The organism is Variovorax sp. P4_D9, assembly GCF_056401695.1.
In genome coordinates, this window is the sequence record NZ_JBFUIU010000089.1 from 1 (window position 1) to 18,294 (window position 18,294).

The following is an 18,294-nucleotide window of genomic DNA, read 5'->3' on the forward strand; positions in this document are numbered from 1 at the left end:
CTGGGGGCCATGCGCGGCCGGCATGTGCCGCCGATGCCGGCCACTGCAGTCGGCAAGGCGATGGGCGCTGCGGCGGTGTTCAGCACGCTGCCGCCGCTGCTGATCCTGCACGGCGACGCCGACAGCGTGGTTGCGCCGAGCAACGCCGGCAGCAGCGCGGAGGTCTGGGCGATGGCCACCGGCGGCCGGCCCGGGGCGATGCGGGCGATGCAGCGCGGCAAGCGCCATCCGATGCGCGTCACCGACTTCAACCGTGGCGGCCGGACGATGGTCACGCTGTGCGAGATCGCCGGACTGGGCCACGCATGGAGCGGCGGAGCGTCGAGCATGCACTTCACCGACGCCGCCGGACCCGATGCCTCGAAGCTGGTGTGGGCCTTCGTGGCGCGCCAGTTCCGACACGCCGCGCCGCGGACCTAGGATCGCCCTCTTGGAACACCCGATGCCGTCCATTCCCTATGACGCCAGCCGGGCCGCGCTCTACACGCCGGAGCGGCAGCCGACGCTGTTTGAGGCCGGGCGCAGCTACACGCCCACGCAGTGGGCGGTCGAGGCCGCGCGGCTGGCCTACTACCGGGCGGAGGAGTCCGAAGCCGAACGCCAGCGCCTGACCGAGGCCCTGGCTTGCGCGGGCTTCGACGCGCCGGTGCTGTTCCGGGATGACGCCACCTACGCCTTCGGCTGCCTTCATGCGCATGACGGCAGCGCGCTGGTCGCCTGTCGCGGCACCCAGCCCGACGAGATTCGCCACCTGGCAACCAACCTCCAGGCGCAACAGACCGACTGGAGCGAGAGCGGCGGCCGCGTGCATGCCGGATTCGCCGAGGCGGCGCGGTCGGTGCTGCCGCAGGTGGAGGCCTGGCTGGCCGGCGAAGCGCGCCAGCACAGCCGGTTGATCCTTGCCGGCCACAGCCTGGGCGCCGCGCTCGCCACGCTGGCCGCCAGCGTGCTGAACCCGGCCCTGCTGGTCACGCTCGGCTCCCCGCGGGTGGGCGATGCGCTTTTCGTCTCGGCCCTGAGCGACCTGCACGTCATGCGCATCGTCGACGGCTGCGACGTCGTGACACAACTGCCGCCGGCACTGTCCTTCTACGCCCATGCCGGGGCCGTCACCTACATCCGCTGTGTCGACGGCGCCTGCGTGGAGGAACCGAGCCCATCGGAGATCGAGGCCGACCGGCTCCAGGGCCGGGCCCGTTACGCGGCGGAGCACGCATGGCGTTCGGGGTCCGTGCTGCTGCGCGAGCTGGCCGACCACGCGCCGATCAACTACGTCCGCGCCTTCATTCCCTGATCCAATTACGGTTGACCAGGGTCGGGACCTGCTCGTCATCCTCAAGCGGCATCTGAAGCAGAGGCATCCACAGCTTCTGCGTCCTTGACCGCTGTACGCCACCCGGCGTATTTCCGCGCCGCGGCCCGATCCGCAGACTCCTCTCCATCGTTCCAACCAAACCAGGAGAAGGTAGTCACCATGCAACGTCGATTCACACTCAAGGCGATGACCGCCGCCGTCGCTCTCGCCAGCCTGTCCGCGGTGCCTGCCTTCGCGCAGGACACCATCAAAGTCGGCATCCTGCATTCGCTGTCGGGCACGATGGCGATCTCCGAGACCGTGTTGAAGGACACGGTGCTGATGGCCATCGACGACATCAACTCGAAGGGCGGCGTGCTGGGCAAGAAGCTCGAACCCGTGGTGGTCGACCCGGCCTCCAACTGGCCGCTGTTCGCTGAAAAGACCAAGCAGCTGCTGGGCCAGGACAAGGTCTCCGTGATCTTCGGCTGCTGGACCTCGGTCTCGCGCAAGTCGGTGCTGCCGGTCGTGGAGGAAATGAACGGCTTGCTGTTCTATCCCGTGCAGTACGAAGGCGAAGAGCTCAGCAAGAACGTCTTCTACACCGGCGCCGCACCCAACCAGCAGGCGATCCCCGCAGTCGACTACCTGATGAGCAAGGAAGGCGGCGGCGCCAAGCGCTGGGTCCTGCTGGGCACCGACTACGTCTACCCGCGCACCACCAACAAGATCCTGCGCGCCTACCTCAAGAGCAAGGGCGTGAAGGATAGCGACATCGACGAGAAGTACACGCCCTTCGGCCACAGCGACTACCAGACCATCGTCGCCGACATCAAGAAGTTCTCGGCCGGCGGCAAGACCGCGGTGGTCTCGACCATCAACGGCGACTCCAACGTGCCCTTCTACAAGGAACTCGGCAATGCCGGCCTGAAAGCCAAGGACGTGCCGGTGGTCGCCTTCTCGGTCGGCGAGGAAGAGCTGCGCGGAGTCGACACCAAGCCGCTGGTCGGCCACCTGGCGGCCTGGAACTACTTCATGAGCATTAAGAATCCGACCAACACGGCGTTCATCAAGCAGTGGAGCGACTACGCCAAGGCCAAGAACATCGCCGGCCACAAGGACAAGCCGCTGACCAACGACCCGATGGAAGCCACCTGGATCGGCATACACATGTGGAAGCAGGCGGTCGAGAAGGCCAAGAGCACCGACACCGACAAGGTGATCGCGGCGATGGCCGGCCAGACCTTCACGGCGCCCTCGGGCATCGTCTCGAAGATGGACGAGAAGAACCACCACCTGCACAAGAGCGTGTTCATCGGCGAGATCAAGGCCGACGGCCAGTTCAACGTGGTGTGGAAGACGCCGGGTCCGGTCAAGGCCAAGCCGTGGAGCCCGTACATCGAAGGCAACGACAAGAAGCCTGACTACCCGGCCGGAAAATCGATGTAACCCACCCCCGAATCTCGCTCACTTCGTGTAGCGAGCTCCCCCTCTAGGGGGCAACACCAGCGGCCCGGCGAAGCCGGTTCCGCGGTGTTTCTGGAACACAGAACGCCGCCTTCGTACTCCTATGCGCTTCATTACCTCCTGCCTGGCGGCGTTCCTGCTGCTGCTGGCTCTTCCTGGTCACGCGTTGACCGGCGAGGAGGCCAAGGCGATTGCTTCGGGCGAGTCCGAGGCGCGCATCGCGGCACTCAACAAGGCTGTCACGACGGCGGACGAGAAGACCGCGGCCTTCATCCAGGCCATGTCGGATGACGCGGTGAAGTTTACCGCCGACAAGGTCTTCGTCATCAAGGACGACAAGGCCTACGACCCGGTCACCGGCGCCGAGCAGAAACTGCCCGAGGACGCCGAGGACGTGGTCAACAACAACATGATGCGCGGCGCGCTGGACGCCGCGCAGGCCGCGCTCAAGCTCACGAGCAAGGACGACGCGGTGCGCTCCGAGGCCGCCCTCGCGCTGTTCAAGGAGCCCGACGAGTCGCGGCTGCCGATGGTCGAGAAGGCGCTGGTCGCCGAGACCAACCCCAAGATCAAGGCGCAGCTCGAGCTGGTGCGCGCCGCCAGCATGCTCACGAGCACCGACAAGGGCAAGCGCCTGGCCGCCGCCAAGGACCTGGGCGCCAGCCGCAGCCCCGAGACCAAGCTGCTGCTGAACCAGCGCCTCGCCGACGAGACCGAGGCCGATGTCAAGGCGGCGATCGTGGCGTCGATCAGCAGCATCGACGGCTCGCTGGTCTGGGGCGACCGCATCAACGCGATCTTCAGCGGCATCAGCCTGGGCTCGGTGCTGCTGCTGGCCGCGCTCGGCCTGGCGATCACCTATGGGCTGATGGGTGTCATCAACATGGCGCACGGCGAGCTGATGATGATCGGCGCATACGCCACCTATGTGATGCAGGGCATCTTCCAGCGCTACTTTCCGGAGTCGGCCTTCGGCTGGTACCTCGTGGCGGCAATCCCGGTGGCCTTCCTGGCGTCGGCGCTGGTCGGCGCGGTGCTCGAGCGCGGCGTGATCCGCTTCCTGTACGGCCGGCCGCTCGAGACGCTGCTGGCCACCTGGGGCATCTCGCTGATGCTGCAGCAACTGGTGCGCTCGATCTTCGGCGCCCAGAACGTCGGCGTCGAGAACCCGTCGTGGATGAGCGGCGGGCTGACCATGCTGAGCAACGTCGTGCTGCCGTGGAACCGCATCTGCATCATCATCTTCGCCGTGCTGGTGCTGCTCGCGATGGCCTGGCTGATCGGCCGCACGCGGCTCGGCCTGTTCGTGCGCGGCGTCACGCAGAACCGCCCGATCGCCTCGTGCATGGGCGTCAACACGGCGCGCATCGACACCTACGCCTTCGCGCTCGGTTCCGGCATCGCCGGCCTGGCGGGCTGCGCACTGTCGCAGATCGGCAATGTCGGCCCGGACCTCGGACAGAGCTACATCGTCGACTCGTTCATGGTGGTCGTGATGGGCGGCGTCGGCCAGCTCGCGGGCACCGTCTACGCGGCCATGGGCCTCGGCATCCTGAACAAGTTCATCGAAGGCTGGGCCGGTGCGGTGCTCGCGAAGATCGCGGTGCTGGTCTTCATCATCATCTTCATCCAGAAGCGTCCGCAGGGCATCTTCGCGATGAAGGGCCGCAGCGCGGAAGCCTAGGCGAACCCACTCATGTCTTCCAACAAACTTCCCACCAAAGGCCCGCTGCTCAGCGGAAAGGGCTGGACCGTCTTCATCGTCGCGCTGATCGTGGTCTGCGCGGTCGCGCCGGTGCTCAACATCATGGTGCCAACGGGCAGCGCGCTGCACATGAGCGACTACGCGGTAGCGCTGGTCGGCAAGATCATGTGCTACGCGATCTGTGCGCTGGCGATGGACCTGATCTGGGGCTACACCGGCATCCTGTCGCTGGGCCACGGCCTGTTCTTCGCGCTCGGCGGCTACATGATGGGCATGTACCTGATGCGCCAGATCGGGCGCGACGGCAACTACAAGAGCGACCTGCCGGACTTCATGGTGTTCCTCGACTGGAAGACCCTGCCCTGGCACTGGGCCTTCAGCGACAGCTTCATCGCCACGCTGGTGCTGGTCGTCGCGGTGCCCGGCCTGATCGCCTTCGTGTTCGGCTTCTTCGCCTTCCGCTCGCGGATCAAGGGCGTGTATTTCTCGATCATCACGCAGGCCATGACTTTCGCCGCGATGCTGCTGTTCTTCCGCAACGAGACCGGCTTCGGCGGCAATAACGGCTTCACCGACTTCAAGCGCATCCTCGGCATTCCGATCCAGACGCAGGAAATGCGCATGACGCTGTTCGCGCTGACCGGCCTCACCTTGCTGGGCTTCTTCCTGTTCTCGAAGTGGCTGATCGGCAGCAAGTTCGGCCGCGTGCTGCAGGCCATCCGAGACGCCGAGACGCGCGTAATGTTTTCGGGCTACAACCCGCTCGGCTACAAGCTCACGATCTGGGTCATCTCGGCCATCATGTGCGGCGTAGCCGGTGCGCTGTACGTGCCGCAGGTCGGCATCATCAACCCGGGCGAGATGAGCGCCGCCAATTCGATCGAGATCGCGATCTGGGCCGCGGTCGGCGGCCGGGCGACCTTGGTCGGGCCGATCATCGGTGCCTTCATCGTCAATGGCGCGAAGAGCTGGCTGACGGTCGCCTACCCCGAATACTGGCTGTACTTCCTCGGCGCGTTGTTCATCGCTGTGACGCTCTTCCTGCCCGACGGCATCGTCGGCCTGGTGAAGAAATGGAAGGCCAGGGTCAAGGCGCCGAGCGAAGGCCGGCGCGAAGCGCAGCGCGCGGTGGCGGCGGAGCAGGGCGTCGAGCCTTCGGCCCTGGCGCCGCTGGGAGTCGAAGCCAAGGGAGCGCGCGCATGACGCCTGACCTGATGGACGCCGGCGCCGAGCGCATCGCCCGCCATGGTGGCATGGTCGACCACGCCTTGCAGACCGAGTCCGGCGGCCGCGCGGCGGGCTATGGCCGGCATGCGACCGGTGAAGTCGATGTCACGCATGGCCGCATCCTCTACCTCGAAGACGTCAGCGTGAGCTTCGACGGCTTCAAGGCGATCAACAAGCTCTCGCTCGACATCGCGCCAGGCGAACTGCGCTGCATCATTGGCCCCAACGGTGCGGGCAAGACGACGATGATGGACATCATCACGGGCAAGACCCGGCCCGACCAGGGCACGGTGTTCTTCGGCAGCACCATCGACCTGCTGCGCCACAAGGAGGCCGAGATCGCCCAGCTCGGCATCGGCCGCAAGTTCCAGAAGCCGACCGTCTTCGAGCACCTGACCGTGTTCGAGAACCTCGAGCTCGCGCTCAAGACCGACAAGGGCGTCAAGGCCTCGATGCTGTTCAGGCTCGATTCGGCGCAGTCCGACCGGCTGGCCGAGGTGCTGCACACGATCCATCTCGAAGACAGCGTGCTGCGGCTGGCAGGCAACCTGAGCCACGGCCAGAAGCAGTGGCTGGAGATCGGGATGCTGCTGATGCAGGACCCCAAGCTGCTGCTGCTCGACGAGCCGGTGGCGGGAATGACGGACGAGGAGACGGCGCGCACCGCCGAGCTGTTTCTGACTCTGAAGGGCAAGCACTCGCTGATGGTGGTCGAGCACGACATGAGTTTCATCCGGACGATCTCGGAGATCGTCACGGTGCTGTGCGACGGCTCGGTGTTGGCGCAGGGAACGCTCGATGAAGTGCAGGCGGACGAGCGGGTGATCGAGGTCTACCTCGGCCGCTGATCGGGAAGGGAACAACATGCTCAGCGTCAAGAACATCCACCAGTACTACGGCGGCTCCCACATCCTGCGCGACCTCAGCTTCGAGGCCCGGCTCGGCAAGGTCACGGTGCTGCTGGGCCGCAACGGCGTCGGCAAGACCACGCTGCTCAAGTCGCTGATGGGCCTGGTGCCGATCAAGGGCGGCAGCATCGAGTTCGACGGTACGCCGATCCAGAAGAAGACGCCCTATGAACGGGCCCGCGCCGGCATGGGCTTCGTGCCGCAGGGCCGGGAGATCTTCGCGCGCCTGACGGTCGAGGAAAACCTGCGCATGGGCCTGGCCTACAAGTCGGGCGCGACGCCGATTCCGCCCGAACTCTACGAGCTGTTTCCTGTGCTGAAGCAGATGCTGAACCGGCGCGGCGGCGACTTGTCGGGCGGCCAGCAGCAGCAACTGGCGATCGCGCGCGCCCTGGCGCCCAAGCCGAAGCTGCTGATCCTCGACGAGCCGACCGAAGGCATCCAGCCCAGCATCATCAAGGACATCGGCCGCGTGATCCGCATGCTGGCCGATCGCGGCGACATGGCGATCGTGCTGTGTGAGCAGTACTACGACTTCGCCCAGGAATTGGCCGACGACTACCTCGTGATGGAGCGCGGCGAATTCATCGCGCGCGGCCTGGGCAAGGACATGGAAGCCAACGGGGTGCGCCAGTTGGTGGCGATCTGATCAGGGCGCCGCCGCCGTGGCCATTCGCTGGCTGGCCTGGTCCGAGAAGGCCTTCAGCTCTGCCGCATTGAGGTCCGAGACCGCCCAGGCCTGCATGCCGGCCTGGGTCCAGTGCGCGAGGTTGTAGCCGCGCTTGACGAGCAGCTGCGGGGCTTGCGGCTTCGCCCCCGGTGCGGGCCAGACGAACAGGTTGATCACGTGCGGGCCCGAACGATAGACCAGCGCGGCAGCCGGACGCCCGTCGATGTAGTCCAGGCGGCCACCCGTGAGCGGCATGCCCTCGGCAGCCAGGTCGACCACCGGCGGCGAAAAATCGAGCTTGCCGGCGAACCAGGGCTTGACCGTGTGCTGGTCGGCGGACGCCACATCGGCCAGGTGCGAGCCCATCAGCGAGCGCACGTGGCTGTCGGTGACGGCGTCGCCGGTCGCATCCTGCATCGGCGCCACCAGCAGCGCGAGCGCCAGGCCCCAGGCGGTGGCTGCGCCGGCGCCGAACAGTGCAATGGCCTGCAGCCAGCGAGAGGGTGCCGACGGGCGTGGCGGGCGAAGGGAGGGCGCCTGGCGCTGCAGATCGGCGCGGATGCGTTCGGCCAGCGCCGCGGACGGCGTGTGCCGAACGCCCTCGCGCCGGATCAGCGCACCCAGTTCGTCGTCTTCAGAGGCTTGCATCTCGCTTTCCTTCCTTGGGTTCCTGCGGGGCCTCCGCCTGCAGCGCGCTGCGCAGCAAGGCGCGCGCGCGCGACAAGCGCGACATCACCGTGCCGATCGGAACGCCGGCGATGCGCGCGATGTCTTCATATGACATCTCCTCCAGTTCGCGCAGCACGATGACCTCCCGAAACGGCGGCGCCAGCGCCTCGATCGCGGCATTCACGCGCAGGCCGCGTGCCTGCCGTTCCCAGGCCACGGCCGGGTCGCCGAAACCCGCGGCGCCTTCGCTGCCGCTGTCGCGCAACTCGTCAAATTCGACCTGGTCGGCCAGGCGGCGGTGCTGGCGCATCCAGTCGTAGCAGGCGTTGCGCACGATGCCCAGCAGCCAGGGGCGGGCCGCGTCGCCGCGCAGGTCGTCATAGAAGCGAAAGGCGCGCAGGTAGGCCTCCTGCACCGCGTCCTCGGCCTGCCGGTCGTCGCGCAGCAGCCAGCGCGCGAGGTTGTACGCGGCAGGCAGGTGCGGCAGGGCCGCGGCTTCGAATCGGCGGGTGCGTTCGTTCAACGGGTTCCTTCCCGCGCTTGACGGTGCGGGGTCGATTTTTATTCCGCGCTTCGGGAATAGCCAAGGCGCCGGCGCCGTCATGCCTGTTGCCGATTCTGTTCCTTTCCCCTCTGTTCAGGAGTCCTTCCATGAAGCTGCATTCGATTCTTCCGACCGCATTGGCGGCCCTGCTGCTGGCCAACCCCGCCTTCGCCGCCGGTGTCAAGGCCTACGTGGGCAATTTCAAGGACAACACGGTCAGCGTGATCGACACCGGTTCGCAACAGCTGATCGCGACGGTGCCGGTGGCCGCGGGCCCGGACGGCATCGCGGTCGGTCGCAACGACCGCCAGGTCTTCGTCAGCGGCGCCAGTGCCTCCAGCCTCAGCGTGATCGACACGGCCAGCGACCGCATCGTCGACACGGTCGAGGTCGGCAAGGGCCCGCAGGGCCTGGCCATCTCGCCCGATGGCCGCTGGCTGCTGGTGGCCGTGAACGGCGAGGACCGGGTCGCCTTCGTCGACGCCGCCACGCATGCGGTCGCGGCGACGGTGCCGGTGCCCAAGCCGCACACGCTGACGGTCAGTCCCGACGGCAGGAAGGCCTATGTGTCGTCGCAGGCGCCCGGCAACTTCGCGCTGGTGGTGATCGATCTGGCGACGCGCAAGGTCGCCGCCAGCGTGCCGATCGAGAAGACCCCGCGCGACCTCGAACTGAGCCCCGACGGCAAGACGCTCTACGTGACGATGGCCGGGGTCAGCGCGGTGCAGGTGTTCGACACGGCTTCCAACAAGCCGGTCGGGCAGATCCCGACCGGCGTCTCGCCGCATGTGGCGCACCTGTTCGCGGGCGCGCGCTTCGGAGTGGTGGTGGTGCAGGGGCCGGGCGAGTTGCTGCYGTTCGACCCGGCGACGCAGGCCCCCACCGGCAGCATCGCGGTCGGCAAGCAGCCGCACTGGGTCGACGTGCTGCCCGGCGGCAAGAAGGTCCTGGTGACCAACGAAGGATCGAACGACGTCAGCCTGGTCGATCTCGCGGGCGGGCCGTTGGTCACCATCCCGGTGGGCAATGCGCCGCGCAAGGTGGCGGTGCAGCACCGGGCCGCCGGAAACGGTGCGAAGGTCTCGATCAACAACTTCGCCTTCGGGCCGGCGCAGCTCGCGATCAATGCAGGCGACAGCGTGACCTGGACCAACGACGACGGCGCGCCGCACGGCCTGGCCTTCAACGACGGCGCGCCCGGCACGCAGGAGATGCTGCCGGGTCAGAGCTTCAGCCGCGTCTTCGCGAAGGCCGGCGTGGTCGACTACGTCTGCTCGGTGCACCCCTACATGATGGCGCGGGTCACGGTGCAGGCGCAGTAGCGGCCGGCGAGTCAGTGCTGGAGGATCTTCGACAGGAACTGCTGTGCCCGGTCGGAGCGCGCCGCGGGATTGCCGAAGAACTCCTCCTTCGCGCAGTCCTCGACGATGGCGCCGCGGTCCATGAAGATCACGCGGTTTGCGACCTTGCGCGCAAAGCCCATCTCGTGCGTGACGCACATCATGGTCATGCCCTCGCGCGCCAGCTGCACCATCACGTCGAGCACCTCGTTGACCATCTCGGGGTCGAGCGCCGAGGTGGGTTCGTCGAACAGCATCGCGATCGGGTCCATCGCCAGCGCGCGGGCGATCGCCACGCGTTGCTGCTGGCCGCCCGAGAGTTGCGACGGGTACTTGTGCGAATGGGCCTTCATGCCGACCCGTTCGAGCAGGACCATCGAGCGGGTCCGCGCCTCGCTGGCCGAGCGCTTGAGCACCTTGACCTGAGCGATCGACAGGTTCTGCTCGATCGACAGGTGAGGGAAGAGCTCGAAATGCTGGAACACCATGCCGACACGCGAGCGCAGCCGGTTCAGGTTGATCTTCGGATCGCCGACCGAGACCCCGTCGACCGTGATCGTGCCCTTCTGGAACGGCTCCAGCGCGTTCACGCACTTGATCAGCGTGGACTTGCCCGAGCCCGAGGGTCCGCAGACCACGACGACCTCGCCCTTCTCGACGCGGGTCGTGCAGTCGGTCAGCACCTGGAAGCTGCCGTACCACTTGCTCACTTGGTTGATTTCGATCATCGGGGTTCCTCTGGCGGGGTCAGGAGTTGCACGAGCGTGTTGGCGACCACGATCGTCGCCTTGCGCAGTTCATCGAGCGGCACGCGCTCGTCGGCACGGTGGCCGTTGGCCTCCAGCAGCGACTCCGGCCCGGCGCCGTACATCACGGTCGGGATGCCGGCTTCGCTGTAGAGCCGCGCATCGGTGTAGAGCGGCACGCCGATCGGTGTCACCGGCTTGCCCATCACGGCGCTGGCCTCTCGGCATATCAGCTCGGCGAAGGCCTGCGCGCCGGGCGCGGGCGCGAACGGCCGGGCCAACAGGATCTGTCGGATCTCGACGCGTATGCCGGGCAGGGGGCCGCAGGCGTCCTCGATGACCCGGCGCAGCTCGGCCTCGACGGCTTCGGGCACTTCCTCGGGCACGATGCGGCGGTCGATCCGCAGCGTCAGCGTGTCCGCCACCACGTTGGTGTTGATGCCGCCCTCGATCAGTCCGACGACCATCGTCGGGTGCGTGATGCCGGGGGTTTGCGATGGCCGTTCGGCCAGCTGGTCGCGATGGCGGTACAGCGCGGGCAGCAGCGTGGCGGCCGCCTCGATCGCATCGGCGCCGGTTTCGGGCCGCGCCGCGTGCGCGGACTTGCCGCGCAGCGTCACCTCGAGGTGCAGGCAGCCGTTGTGCGCGACCACGACGTGGTGCGAGAAAGCCGCCGAGATCACGTAGTCGGGCCGGCTCAGACCCTGCGAAAGAATCCAGCCTGGGCCGGTCATGCCGCCGGTCTCCTCGTCGTAGGTCAGGTGCAGTTCGACCGTGCCCGCGAGCGGCGTGCCGATGGAGCGCAGCTGCTTGAGTGCGCGCAATGCGAAGGCGTAGGTCGTGAAGTCGGACTTCGAGACCGCGGCGCCGCGGCCGTACAGCCAGCCGTCGCGCACCTCGCCGCCGTAGGGTGAACTGCTCCAGCCCGAGCCGGGCGGCACCACGTCGCCGTGCGCGTTGAGCGCTACCACCGGTCCGTCGCCGAAGCGCTCGCGCACGATCAGGTTGGTGACGCTTTGCATGCCGTGCTGTTGCGCGAAGTCGGCCGGCACCGGATGGCGCTCGACCTCCAGGTCCATGGCCTCGAGCAGCCGGGCCGTGAGTTCGGCGTGCGCGGCGCAGTCGCCGGGCGGGTTGTCGGACGGGCATTGCACCAGCCGTGCGAGAGTCTCGACCTGTTGGTCGAAATGGCTGTCGATGAAGTGGCGCATCGTGTCGCGGGCGGAAGAGCGTTCGGTCATTTGAGTCAAAGAAAGCGGTCGATGCGGAAAGGGGTGATGTCGATGTCGGTGCGGCCATGCACGATCAGGTCGGTGACCAGCCGCGCGGTGACCGGCGCCAGCGTATAGCCGTTCGAGGTGACGGCGTTGTAGAAACCCGGCAGGCCCGGCACGGCGCCGATGATCGGAGCGCCGTCGATGTTGACGTTCATGCCGGCCCAGCAGCGCACCATGTGCAGCCCGCTGACGGCTGGCAGCACCTGCCGCGCGACCCACAGGCCGCCCTCGATGCTGGCGCGCTCGGCGCGGTTCAGGCGCATACCCTCGTGGAAGGCGGCGGTCCAGCCGCCGCCGATGATCAGGCCGCCGGTCGCCGCCTGCTTGAGGCTCAGGTGGCGGTCGGCGTGCGCGATCAGGTGGTTGACCAGCGGCGGCGCCGGCTCGGTGACGATCATCTGCAGCGGCGCCCCATTGACCGGGATCTTCACGCCGAGCATGTGGCCGACCGTGCTCGACCAGGCGCCGCTGGCGTTGACCACCCGGCCGGCGTGGAGGATGCCGCGCGAGGTGTGGACCACGAAGCCGCCGCCGTCGCCGGGCCGGCGCTCGATGTCGCTCACGTTGCAGCCGCGAAGGAAGCGCGCGCCTTGCTGCTGCGCGCGCGAGGCCACTGCATAGGTCGCGCGCAGCGGATTGATCTTGCCTTCCATCGGGCACAGTTCGGCGCCCAGCAGCTCTTCCGACAGGGCTGGGGAGAGCCGGCGCAGTTCGCTGCCGTCGATCACCTGGGCGTCGATCCCATGGCTGCGTTCGAGCGCCGCCTTGGCCTCGATGAAACGCATGCCGGCTTCGCTATCGGCCACCATCAGGCCGCCTGTGATCTTGATCTCGAGGTCTTCGCCGCAGTCGGCTTCGATGTCCTGCCAGAGCCGTACCGACATCGGTCCGAGGGGCAGGGTCGCCGCGGCCGGGCCACCGCCTTCCTGCGCCTTGGCGCCGAAATCGAAGGACAGCAGCTGCACGTGCAGGCTGCCGGCGTTGGCCCCCGAGGCCTGCAGGTTGATGTCGTCCCGGTCGACCACCGTGACGTCCTGGCCGGCCTTCGAGAGGTAGTAGGCGAGGCAGGAGCCGAGCACGCCGGCACCGATCACCAGCACGTCGGTGCGGATCGCTTCGAAGGGCGCGTGCTCGACCGGGCGCGCGAGGTTCGGCGTGATGGCAGGCTTGTGGCCGCCCCACTCGGGCTTCTCGAAGCCGAGCGCGCCGGCCGGCACCGGCTTGGCCGGCGGCCGCGGCGCGAAGTACTGCTCGACCTCGGGCGGGCGCCCGGTCATCTCGCTGACCAGCCTGGCCGCGGTGACCGCGCAGTAGCGCCCCTGGCAGCGGCCCATGCCGAGCCGCGTGTTGCGCTTGAGTGCGGCCAGCGTGTCGCGGCCGGCGCGGATCTGCTCGCGCACCGAGCCGAAGCTGATCTCCTCGCAGCGGCACAGCAGGGTGTCGTCGCTGACCGCGTCGAGCGTGACGGGCGGGGCTTCATACAGCGACCATAGCGCCTGCTGGAAGCACTCGGCCTGGCGCAGCCGGCCCTGCGTCCCGAGCGGTTCGGACGCCGTTAGGCCGAGCTTGCGCGCCGCCGCCACCCCGGCCAGCGTGCCGCGCGCCAGGGCGACGCGCGAGCCGCCCAGGTCGGCGCCATCGCCAACCACGAAGACGCCGGGCAGGCTGGTCGCGCCGTCGCCGCCGGTCACGGTCGCTAGATAGCCCAGATGCCGATCGGCCACGCGGTGCTCGCAGCCCAGCATCCGCGCCAGTTCGGTCGACGGGATGAAGCCGTAGCCCAGGCACAGCGTGTCGGCCTCGAAACGCAGCGCCGGGGAGGGCGTGGCGCGGCCTTGGGCGTCGAGCCGCGCGGCCTGCACGGCCTGCAACTCGCCGGCGCCCTCGGCGGCGACCACCGCATGGCCCCAAAGTATCTGCACCTTGTGGGCGCGCAGGTGCCGCAGGTAGCCCCAGCCCTGGCGCAGCAGGTCGGGCGCGGTGCGCGCAGCCGTCAGCAACTGGCGCCAGTCGCGCGCCGAAGGCCGGGGCGCCGATTCGAGCACCGCGACAACCTGGGCCCCGCCGGCAAGCAGCTCCGCGGCCAACTGGAGATTCAACGGCCCGTTGCCGGCGATCAGCACGCGCGTGCCCGGCGCGACGCGGTAGGCCCGCGCCAGTGTTTGGGCGGCGCCGGTGGTCATCACGCCGGGCAGGGTCCAGCCCGGGAAGGGCACCGGCCGCTCGTAGGCGCCGGGCGCGATCACCAACTGCCTGCAACGAATGTGGGTCGCCCGCCCGTCGATCAGCGCACTGACTTCGCTCGGGGAAAAGGCGGCCCAGACCTGGGCGCCCTGCTGCACCGCCACGCCCGCGCCGAGCACCTCGCGTTCCAGCGCGAGGCCGTCCGCGAACTGCCGGTCGGATGGCGTTGCCGCCTGATGCGACGGTGCCAGCGGCTTGTAGAACTGGCCGCCGGACTGCAGCCGCTCGTCGAGCACCAGCACCCGGGCGCCCGCGCGGCGGGCCGCGAGTGCCGCCGAAAGGCCGGCCGGGCCGGCACCGACCACCAGCACATCGACTTCGCGCTGCAAGGGTTCGGCTGCCGCTTCGGGCGCGAGCGGCTTCAGTGGGTCCGCGGCCGTGCCCGACGGCATCGTCGAGCGGATCTGCTGGCCGTCCGCCGCCTTGGTCAGGCAGGCGCGCTGGCTGGCCCGGCCATCGATGGTCACGAGGCAGTCGAAGCAGGCGCCCATGCCGCAATACATGCCGCGGCGCCCGCTGTCTCGCGTGTGCCGCATTTGCCGGATGCCGCTGGCCGCGAGCGCCGCGGCCACGCTCTCGCCTTCGAGGCCGTCGACGGGTTGGCCGTCGTACCAGAAGCGGATCGGGCGGCCGCCCGCAGCGATGGAAGGGTGGGTCAGTCTGGCGCTCATGAAAACAGTGCGAAGAAAAAAAACCACTTTGACGCGGTTCAATGTATACGTATACTAACCGTATACAAATACTTCGTCACCCGAATTTTTCACCGAGGACTGGCAATGACAGCGTTCCGAGGCACCTATACGGTGCTCATCACCCCCATGACCGCCGACGGAAAGCACGTGGACGTGCCGGCCCTGAAGAAGCTGGTCGACTGGCAGATAGAGGAGGGCATCCACGGACTGATTCCCCTGGGGAGCACCGGCGAATTCCTGTCATTGACGCCTGACGAGCGGCAGCTGGTGATCGAAACCTGTGTGCAGACCGCTGCAAAACGCGTGCCCGTGCTGATCGGCACCGGCGCCGAGTGGACCGACGAATGCGTGCGGCTGAGCCGCGAGGCCGAGACCATGGGCGCCGACGGCGTGATGATCATTCCGCCCTTCTACAGCACGCCCACTGACGACGAGCTGTTCGCGCACTACCGCAAGGTGGGCGAGGCGATCGGCGTGCCGATCATGGTCTACAACAATCCGGCCACGGCCAATGTCGACCTCAAGCCCGAACTGGTGGCGCGGCTGTCACGCATCGACAACTGCAGGTACATCAAGGAGTCGACCCTCGAGGTGACGCGGGTGCGCGACATCATCGAGCTCTGCGGCGACCGCATGACGGTGTTCGCGGGCGTCCTGGGCTACGAATCCTTCTGGCTCGGCGCGCAAGGCTGGGTTGCGGTCTGCTCGAACTTGATCCCGAAGATGTCGGCGCGCCTGTTCGAACTGGTCGCCGACGAGCAGGACATGCCCGCGGCGCTCGCGCTCTACAAGGAGATGCTGCCGATCGTGCGCTGGGTCGGCGGCCACCGCTACGTTGCGGCCTCGAAAGACGGTCTCACGATGATGGGCCTGCCGGTCGGCAAGCCGCGGGCGCCGCGCCTGCCGCTGCCCGAGGCCGACGCCATCGACCTGCGGCGCGAACTCGACCGCCTGGGACTGCTCGATTCGATCAAGGCCTGAGCGCCGCTCCCTTGAATCTCCCGCTTTTTTGCCTCGTTCCATCTCCACCAGGAAACCACCATGAAACTGCTTCCCGCTCTCACCTCGGCCACGGTTCTTTTCATCCTCGGTATGGGCATCGCGAACGCCCAGGCCTGCAAGTCGCCGGTGTCCGACTCGGCGCTGGTCAAGAAGGGCACCTTGATCATGTCGGTCAACCCGACCCTGCCGCCGATGCAGTTCGTCGACCAGACCGGCACCCTCAAGGGCATGCGCGTTGAACTCGGCGAGGCGATCGCCAAGCGCCTCTGCCTGACGCCCGAGTACGTGCGCATCGAGTTCTCGGCCATGATCCCGGGCCTGCAGGCCGGCCGCTGGGACGTGATCAACACGGGCATCTTCTACACCGACGAGCGCGCCAAGCTGATGCAGATGCTGCCCTACGAAGACCAGGCGATCAGCATCAGCACCGCCAAGGGCAACCCGCTCAAGATCACCAAGCCCGACGACCTGTCGGGCAAGAGCATCGGCGTCGAGCTCGGCGGCTTCGAGGAGCGCAAGGCGCGCGAACTCGACAAGCAGCTGACCGACAAGGGCATGAAGGGCATGACCATCCGCACCTTCGAGAACTTCGCGATGGCCTTCCAGGCGCTGCGCGCCGGGCAGGTCGAGGTGGCGCTGTCGATCGACTCCACCGGCGCTGAATACCAGAAGCGCGGCGATTTCGACCGCGTGCTGAACGGCCTGTTCCCGACCCCGGTGGCACTGGCCGCGAGGAACAAGGAACTGTCGGTCGCCATGGCCAAGGCGCTCAACGACATGAAGGCCGACGGCAGCTTCCAGAAGCTGTTCGACCAGTACGGCGTCAAGGCGATCGACGGTGTCGTGGTCGTCAAGGGGCCGGCGAGCTGAGCGCACCGCACACCACTGAGCCAGAGAGGAAGGAAAATCCATGGGACAAGGCTGGAGCTGGTCGGGGTTCGCCGACTACCTGTTCAATCCGTACATCCTGAGCGGCGCGCTGACTACGCTCTGGCTGACCCTCGCGTCGATCGCGGGCGGGCTGGTCGTGGGATGCGCGCTGGCCTTGGCCCGTCTGTCCCGCCACGCTTGGCTGGCGGCGCCGGCGCACTTCTACATCTGGGTCTTCCGCGGCACGCCGCTGCTGGTGCAGCTGATCATCATCTACACCGGGCTGCCCCAGCTCGGGCTCAAGCTGTCGGTGGTCGAGTCGGCGCTGCTCGGGCTGATCCTCAACGAGGCGGCCTACCTCGCGGAGGTGGTGCGCGGCGGCATCCAGTCGGTGCCGGTCGGCCAGACGAATGCAGCGCGCGCGGTCGGCTTCAGCAGCGCGCAAAGCATGCGCTACATCGTGATGCCGCAGGCAATGCGGCTGATCATCCCGACCTTGGGCAACAGCATCAACGGCCTGCTCAAGACCACCTCGATCACCTCGGTGATCTCTATGGAAGAGCTGCTGCGCCGCACCCAGGTGCTGATCCAGGAGAAGTTCATGGTGCTCGAGCTGTTCATCGTCGCCGCCATCTACTACCTGTTGATGACCACGGCCTGGGACTTCATCCAGCGCCGGATCGAGCGCCACTATGGCCGGGCCTACGGCAACGCCAGCACCGGCGCGCCGGTGGTGCCCGACGTCGTGCTCGAGCAACGCTAGCTGGACCCCTGCCATGAGTGCCTACGACCTGATTCTTCGCAACGCCGACATCGCCACCGTCGGAGACCGCTATCGCGCCGACATCGGCGTGCGCGAAGGCCGCATCTGCGCCATCGCGCAGCAACTCGACGCTGGCGCTGCGCGCGAGATCGACGCGGCGGGCCGGCTGGTAACGCCCGGCGGCGTCGACGGCCACTGCCACTTCGACCAGCCGACCAGCGACGGCTCGCGCTTCTCCGACGACTTCTTCACCGGCACCCGCTCGGCGGCCTGCGGCGGCACCACCACCGTGCTGCCCTTCGCGGCGCAGCAGAAGGGCCACAGCATCCAGGCGGCGGTCGACGACTACCACCGCCGCGTGGAGGGCAAGGCGGTGATCGACTACGCCTTCCACCTGATCGTCGCCGACGCCACCAAGGACGTGACGCAGCGCGAGCTGCCGGCCCTGATCGAGAAGGGCTACACCTCCTTCAAGATCTACATGACCTACGACGATCTGAAGCTGGCCGACCGGCAGATCATCGACGTGCTGGCGGTCGCGCGCCGCCATGGCGCGATGACCATGATCCACGCCGAGAACAGCGACTGCATCGCCTGGCTCACCGAGCAACTGCTCGATGCCGGCCTGACGGCGCCGCGCTATCACGGCAGCTCGCGGCCGATGGCCGTGGAGCGCGAGGCCACCCACCGCGCGATCGCGCTGGCCGAATTGATCGACACGCCGATTCTGATCGTCCACGTGTCGGGCCGCGAGGCGGTCGAGCAGATCCACTGGGCCCGCGGGCGCGGGCTGCCGATCCATGCCGAGACCTGCCCGCAGTACCTGTTCCTGAGCGCGGAGGATCTGGGCATCGATCCGGACGATCCGATGCACGA

Annotated in this window: 17 protein-coding genes; 12 read left to right on the plus strand and 5 right to left on the minus strand. The window is 67.7% G+C overall.

The genetic code is table 11. From position 1 onward, the window contains the following. From AC1DY5_RS12565 to urtE, 7 genes are all read left to right on the plus strand, one after another. A partial coding sequence (locus AC1DY5_RS12565; protein ID WP_478111700.1) for an alpha/beta hydrolase family protein occupies window positions 1–420 on the plus strand: 420 nt, incomplete at its 5' end. Between the two features lie 22 nt (window positions 421–442). Further along, on the plus strand, window positions 443–1,294 hold the full coding sequence (locus AC1DY5_RS12570) for a lipase family protein (protein ID WP_478111702.1): 852 nt from the start codon (window positions 443–445) through the stop codon (window positions 1,292–1,294). Between the two features lie 180 nt (window positions 1,295–1,474). Then, window positions 1,475–2,743 (plus strand): urea ABC transporter substrate-binding protein, encoded by a 1,269-nt coding sequence (urtA, locus tag AC1DY5_RS12575; RefSeq protein ID WP_478111704.1) that lies wholly within the window; start codon window positions 1,475–1,477, stop codon window positions 2,741–2,743. Between the two features lie 121 nt (window positions 2,744–2,864). Further along, a complete protein-coding gene (gene urtB / locus AC1DY5_RS12580) occupies window positions 2,865–4,445 on the plus strand; it encodes an urea ABC transporter permease subunit UrtB (protein ID WP_478111706.1) in 1,581 nt (526 codons plus the stop codon). Between the two features lie 12 nt (window positions 4,446–4,457). Continuing rightward, window positions 4,458–5,669 (plus strand): urea ABC transporter permease subunit UrtC, encoded by a 1,212-nt coding sequence (gene urtC / locus AC1DY5_RS12585; RefSeq protein ID WP_478111707.1) that lies wholly within the window; start codon window positions 4,458–4,460, stop codon window positions 5,667–5,669. After that, window positions 5,666–6,541, plus strand: a complete 876-nt coding sequence (gene urtD, locus AC1DY5_RS12590; RefSeq protein ID WP_478111709.1) for an urea ABC transporter ATP-binding protein UrtD — start codon at window positions 5,666–5,668, stop codon at window positions 6,539–6,541. The genes urtC and urtD overlap by 4 nt, the downstream gene beginning before the upstream one ends. 16 nt (window positions 6,542–6,557) lie before the next feature. Further along, a complete protein-coding gene (urtE, locus tag AC1DY5_RS12595; RefSeq protein ID WP_478111711.1) occupies window positions 6,558–7,250 on the plus strand; it encodes an urea ABC transporter ATP-binding subunit UrtE in 693 nt (230 codons plus the stop codon). Here urtE and AC1DY5_RS12600 read toward each other — a convergent pair whose 3' ends face one another. Together AC1DY5_RS12600 and AC1DY5_RS12605 are read right to left on the minus strand one after the other, a co-directional pair. Then, entirely contained in the window at window positions 7,251–7,919 is a 669-nt protein-coding gene (locus AC1DY5_RS12600) for an anti-sigma factor family protein (RefSeq protein WP_478111713.1), read from the minus strand. Next, complete coding sequence (locus AC1DY5_RS12605) at window positions 7,906–8,463, minus strand: sigma-70 family RNA polymerase sigma factor (RefSeq protein WP_478111715.1); 558 nt, start codon at window positions 8,461–8,463, stop codon at window positions 7,906–7,908. Before AC1DY5_RS12605 ends, AC1DY5_RS12600 begins: the two co-directional genes overlap by 14 nt. 128 nt (window positions 8,464–8,591) lie before the next feature. Between AC1DY5_RS12605 and AC1DY5_RS12610 the strand changes: the two genes are divergently transcribed. Beyond that, complete coding sequence (locus tag AC1DY5_RS12610) at window positions 8,592–9,806, plus strand: YVTN family beta-propeller repeat protein (RefSeq protein WP_478111717.1); 1,215 nt, start codon at window positions 8,592–8,594, stop codon at window positions 9,804–9,806. 11 nt (window positions 9,807–9,817) lie between these two features. Here the strand turns inward: AC1DY5_RS12610 and AC1DY5_RS12615 are convergent, their stop codons facing one another. Genes AC1DY5_RS12615 through AC1DY5_RS12625 form a run of 3 tightly spaced genes read right to left on the minus strand, consistent with a single transcriptional unit; the run spans window position 9,818 to window position 14,762 of the window. Further along, window positions 9,818–10,552 carry an amino acid ABC transporter ATP-binding protein gene (locus tag AC1DY5_RS12615; protein ID WP_478111718.1) on the minus strand — a complete coding sequence of 245 codons (735 nt, stop codon included), beginning with the start codon at window positions 10,550–10,552 and terminating at the stop codon, window positions 9,818–9,820. After that, window positions 10,549–11,811 (minus strand): M20/M25/M40 family metallo-hydrolase, encoded by a 1,263-nt coding sequence (locus tag AC1DY5_RS12620; protein ID WP_478111720.1) that lies wholly within the window; start codon window positions 11,809–11,811, stop codon window positions 10,549–10,551. Before AC1DY5_RS12620 ends, AC1DY5_RS12615 begins: the two co-directional genes overlap by 4 nt. 5 nt (window positions 11,812–11,816) lie before the next feature. Further along, window positions 11,817–14,762 (minus strand): FAD-dependent oxidoreductase, encoded by a 2,946-nt coding sequence (locus tag AC1DY5_RS12625; RefSeq protein WP_478111721.1) that lies wholly within the window; start codon window positions 14,760–14,762, stop codon window positions 11,817–11,819. Window positions 14,763–14,867: 105 nt separating this feature from the next. On the opposite strand from AC1DY5_RS12625, the gene AC1DY5_RS12630 reads away from it, so the two are divergent. The 4 genes from AC1DY5_RS12630 to AC1DY5_RS12645 form a co-directional block, all read left to right on the plus strand. Further along, window positions 14,868–15,764: a dihydrodipicolinate synthase family protein gene (locus AC1DY5_RS12630; protein WP_478111723.1), complete on the plus strand. Its 897-nt coding sequence runs from the start codon at window positions 14,868–14,870 to the stop codon at window positions 15,762–15,764. 60 nt (window positions 15,765–15,824) lie between these two features. Further along, a complete protein-coding gene (locus tag AC1DY5_RS12635) occupies window positions 15,825–16,655 on the plus strand; it encodes an ABC transporter substrate-binding protein (RefSeq protein ID WP_478111724.1) in 831 nt (276 codons plus the stop codon). A gap of 40 nt (window positions 16,656–16,695) precedes the next feature. Next, window positions 16,696–17,418: an amino acid ABC transporter permease gene (locus AC1DY5_RS12640; RefSeq protein ID WP_478111726.1), complete on the plus strand. Its 723-nt coding sequence runs from the start codon at window positions 16,696–16,698 to the stop codon at window positions 17,416–17,418. 13 nt (window positions 17,419–17,431) lie between these two features. Continuing rightward, on the plus strand, window positions 17,432–18,294 hold an 863-nt coding region (locus tag AC1DY5_RS12645; protein ID WP_478111728.1), incomplete at its 3' end, for an amidohydrolase family protein.

Excerpts from the sequence above, each read along its gene's own strand:
- AC1DY5_RS12615 (WP_478111718.1), bottom strand. The coding sequence starts at position 10,552 with ATGATCGAAATCAACCAAGTGAGCAAGTGGTACGGCAGCTTCCAGGTG.
- urtD (WP_478111709.1), top strand. The coding sequence starts at position 5,666 with ATGACGCCTGACCTGATGGACGCCGGCGCCGAGCGCATCGCCCGCCAT.
- AC1DY5_RS12635 (WP_478111724.1), top strand. The coding sequence starts at position 15,825 with ATGAAACTGCTTCCCGCTCTCACCTCGGCCACGGTTCTTTTCATCCTC.
- AC1DY5_RS12620 (WP_478111720.1), bottom strand. The coding sequence starts at position 11,811 with ATGACCGAACGCTCTTCCGCCCGCGACACGATGCGCCACTTCATCGAC.
- AC1DY5_RS12625 (WP_478111721.1), bottom strand. The coding sequence starts at position 14,762 with ATGAGCGCCAGACTGACCCACCCTTCCATCGCTGCGGGCGGCCGCCCG.
- AC1DY5_RS12640 (WP_478111726.1), top strand. The coding sequence starts at position 16,696 with ATGGGACAAGGCTGGAGCTGGTCGGGGTTCGCCGACTACCTGTTCAAT.
- AC1DY5_RS12600 (WP_478111713.1), bottom strand. The coding sequence starts at position 7,919 with ATGCAAGCCTCTGAAGACGACGAACTGGGTGCGCTGATCCGGCGCGAG.
- AC1DY5_RS12630 (WP_478111723.1), top strand. The coding sequence starts at position 14,868 with ATGACAGCGTTCCGAGGCACCTATACGGTGCTCATCACCCCCATGACC.
- urtC (WP_478111707.1), top strand. The coding sequence starts at position 4,458 with ATGTCTTCCAACAAACTTCCCACCAAAGGCCCGCTGCTCAGCGGAAAG.
- AC1DY5_RS12570 (WP_478111702.1), top strand. The coding sequence starts at position 443 with ATGCCGTCCATTCCCTATGACGCCAGCCGGGCCGCGCTCTACACGCCG.
- urtA (WP_478111704.1), top strand. The coding sequence starts at position 1,475 with ATGCAACGTCGATTCACACTCAAGGCGATGACCGCCGCCGTCGCTCTC.
- urtB (WP_478111706.1), top strand. The coding sequence starts at position 2,865 with ATGCGCTTCATTACCTCCTGCCTGGCGGCGTTCCTGCTGCTGCTGGCT.
- urtE (WP_478111711.1), top strand. The coding sequence starts at position 6,558 with ATGCTCAGCGTCAAGAACATCCACCAGTACTACGGCGGCTCCCACATC.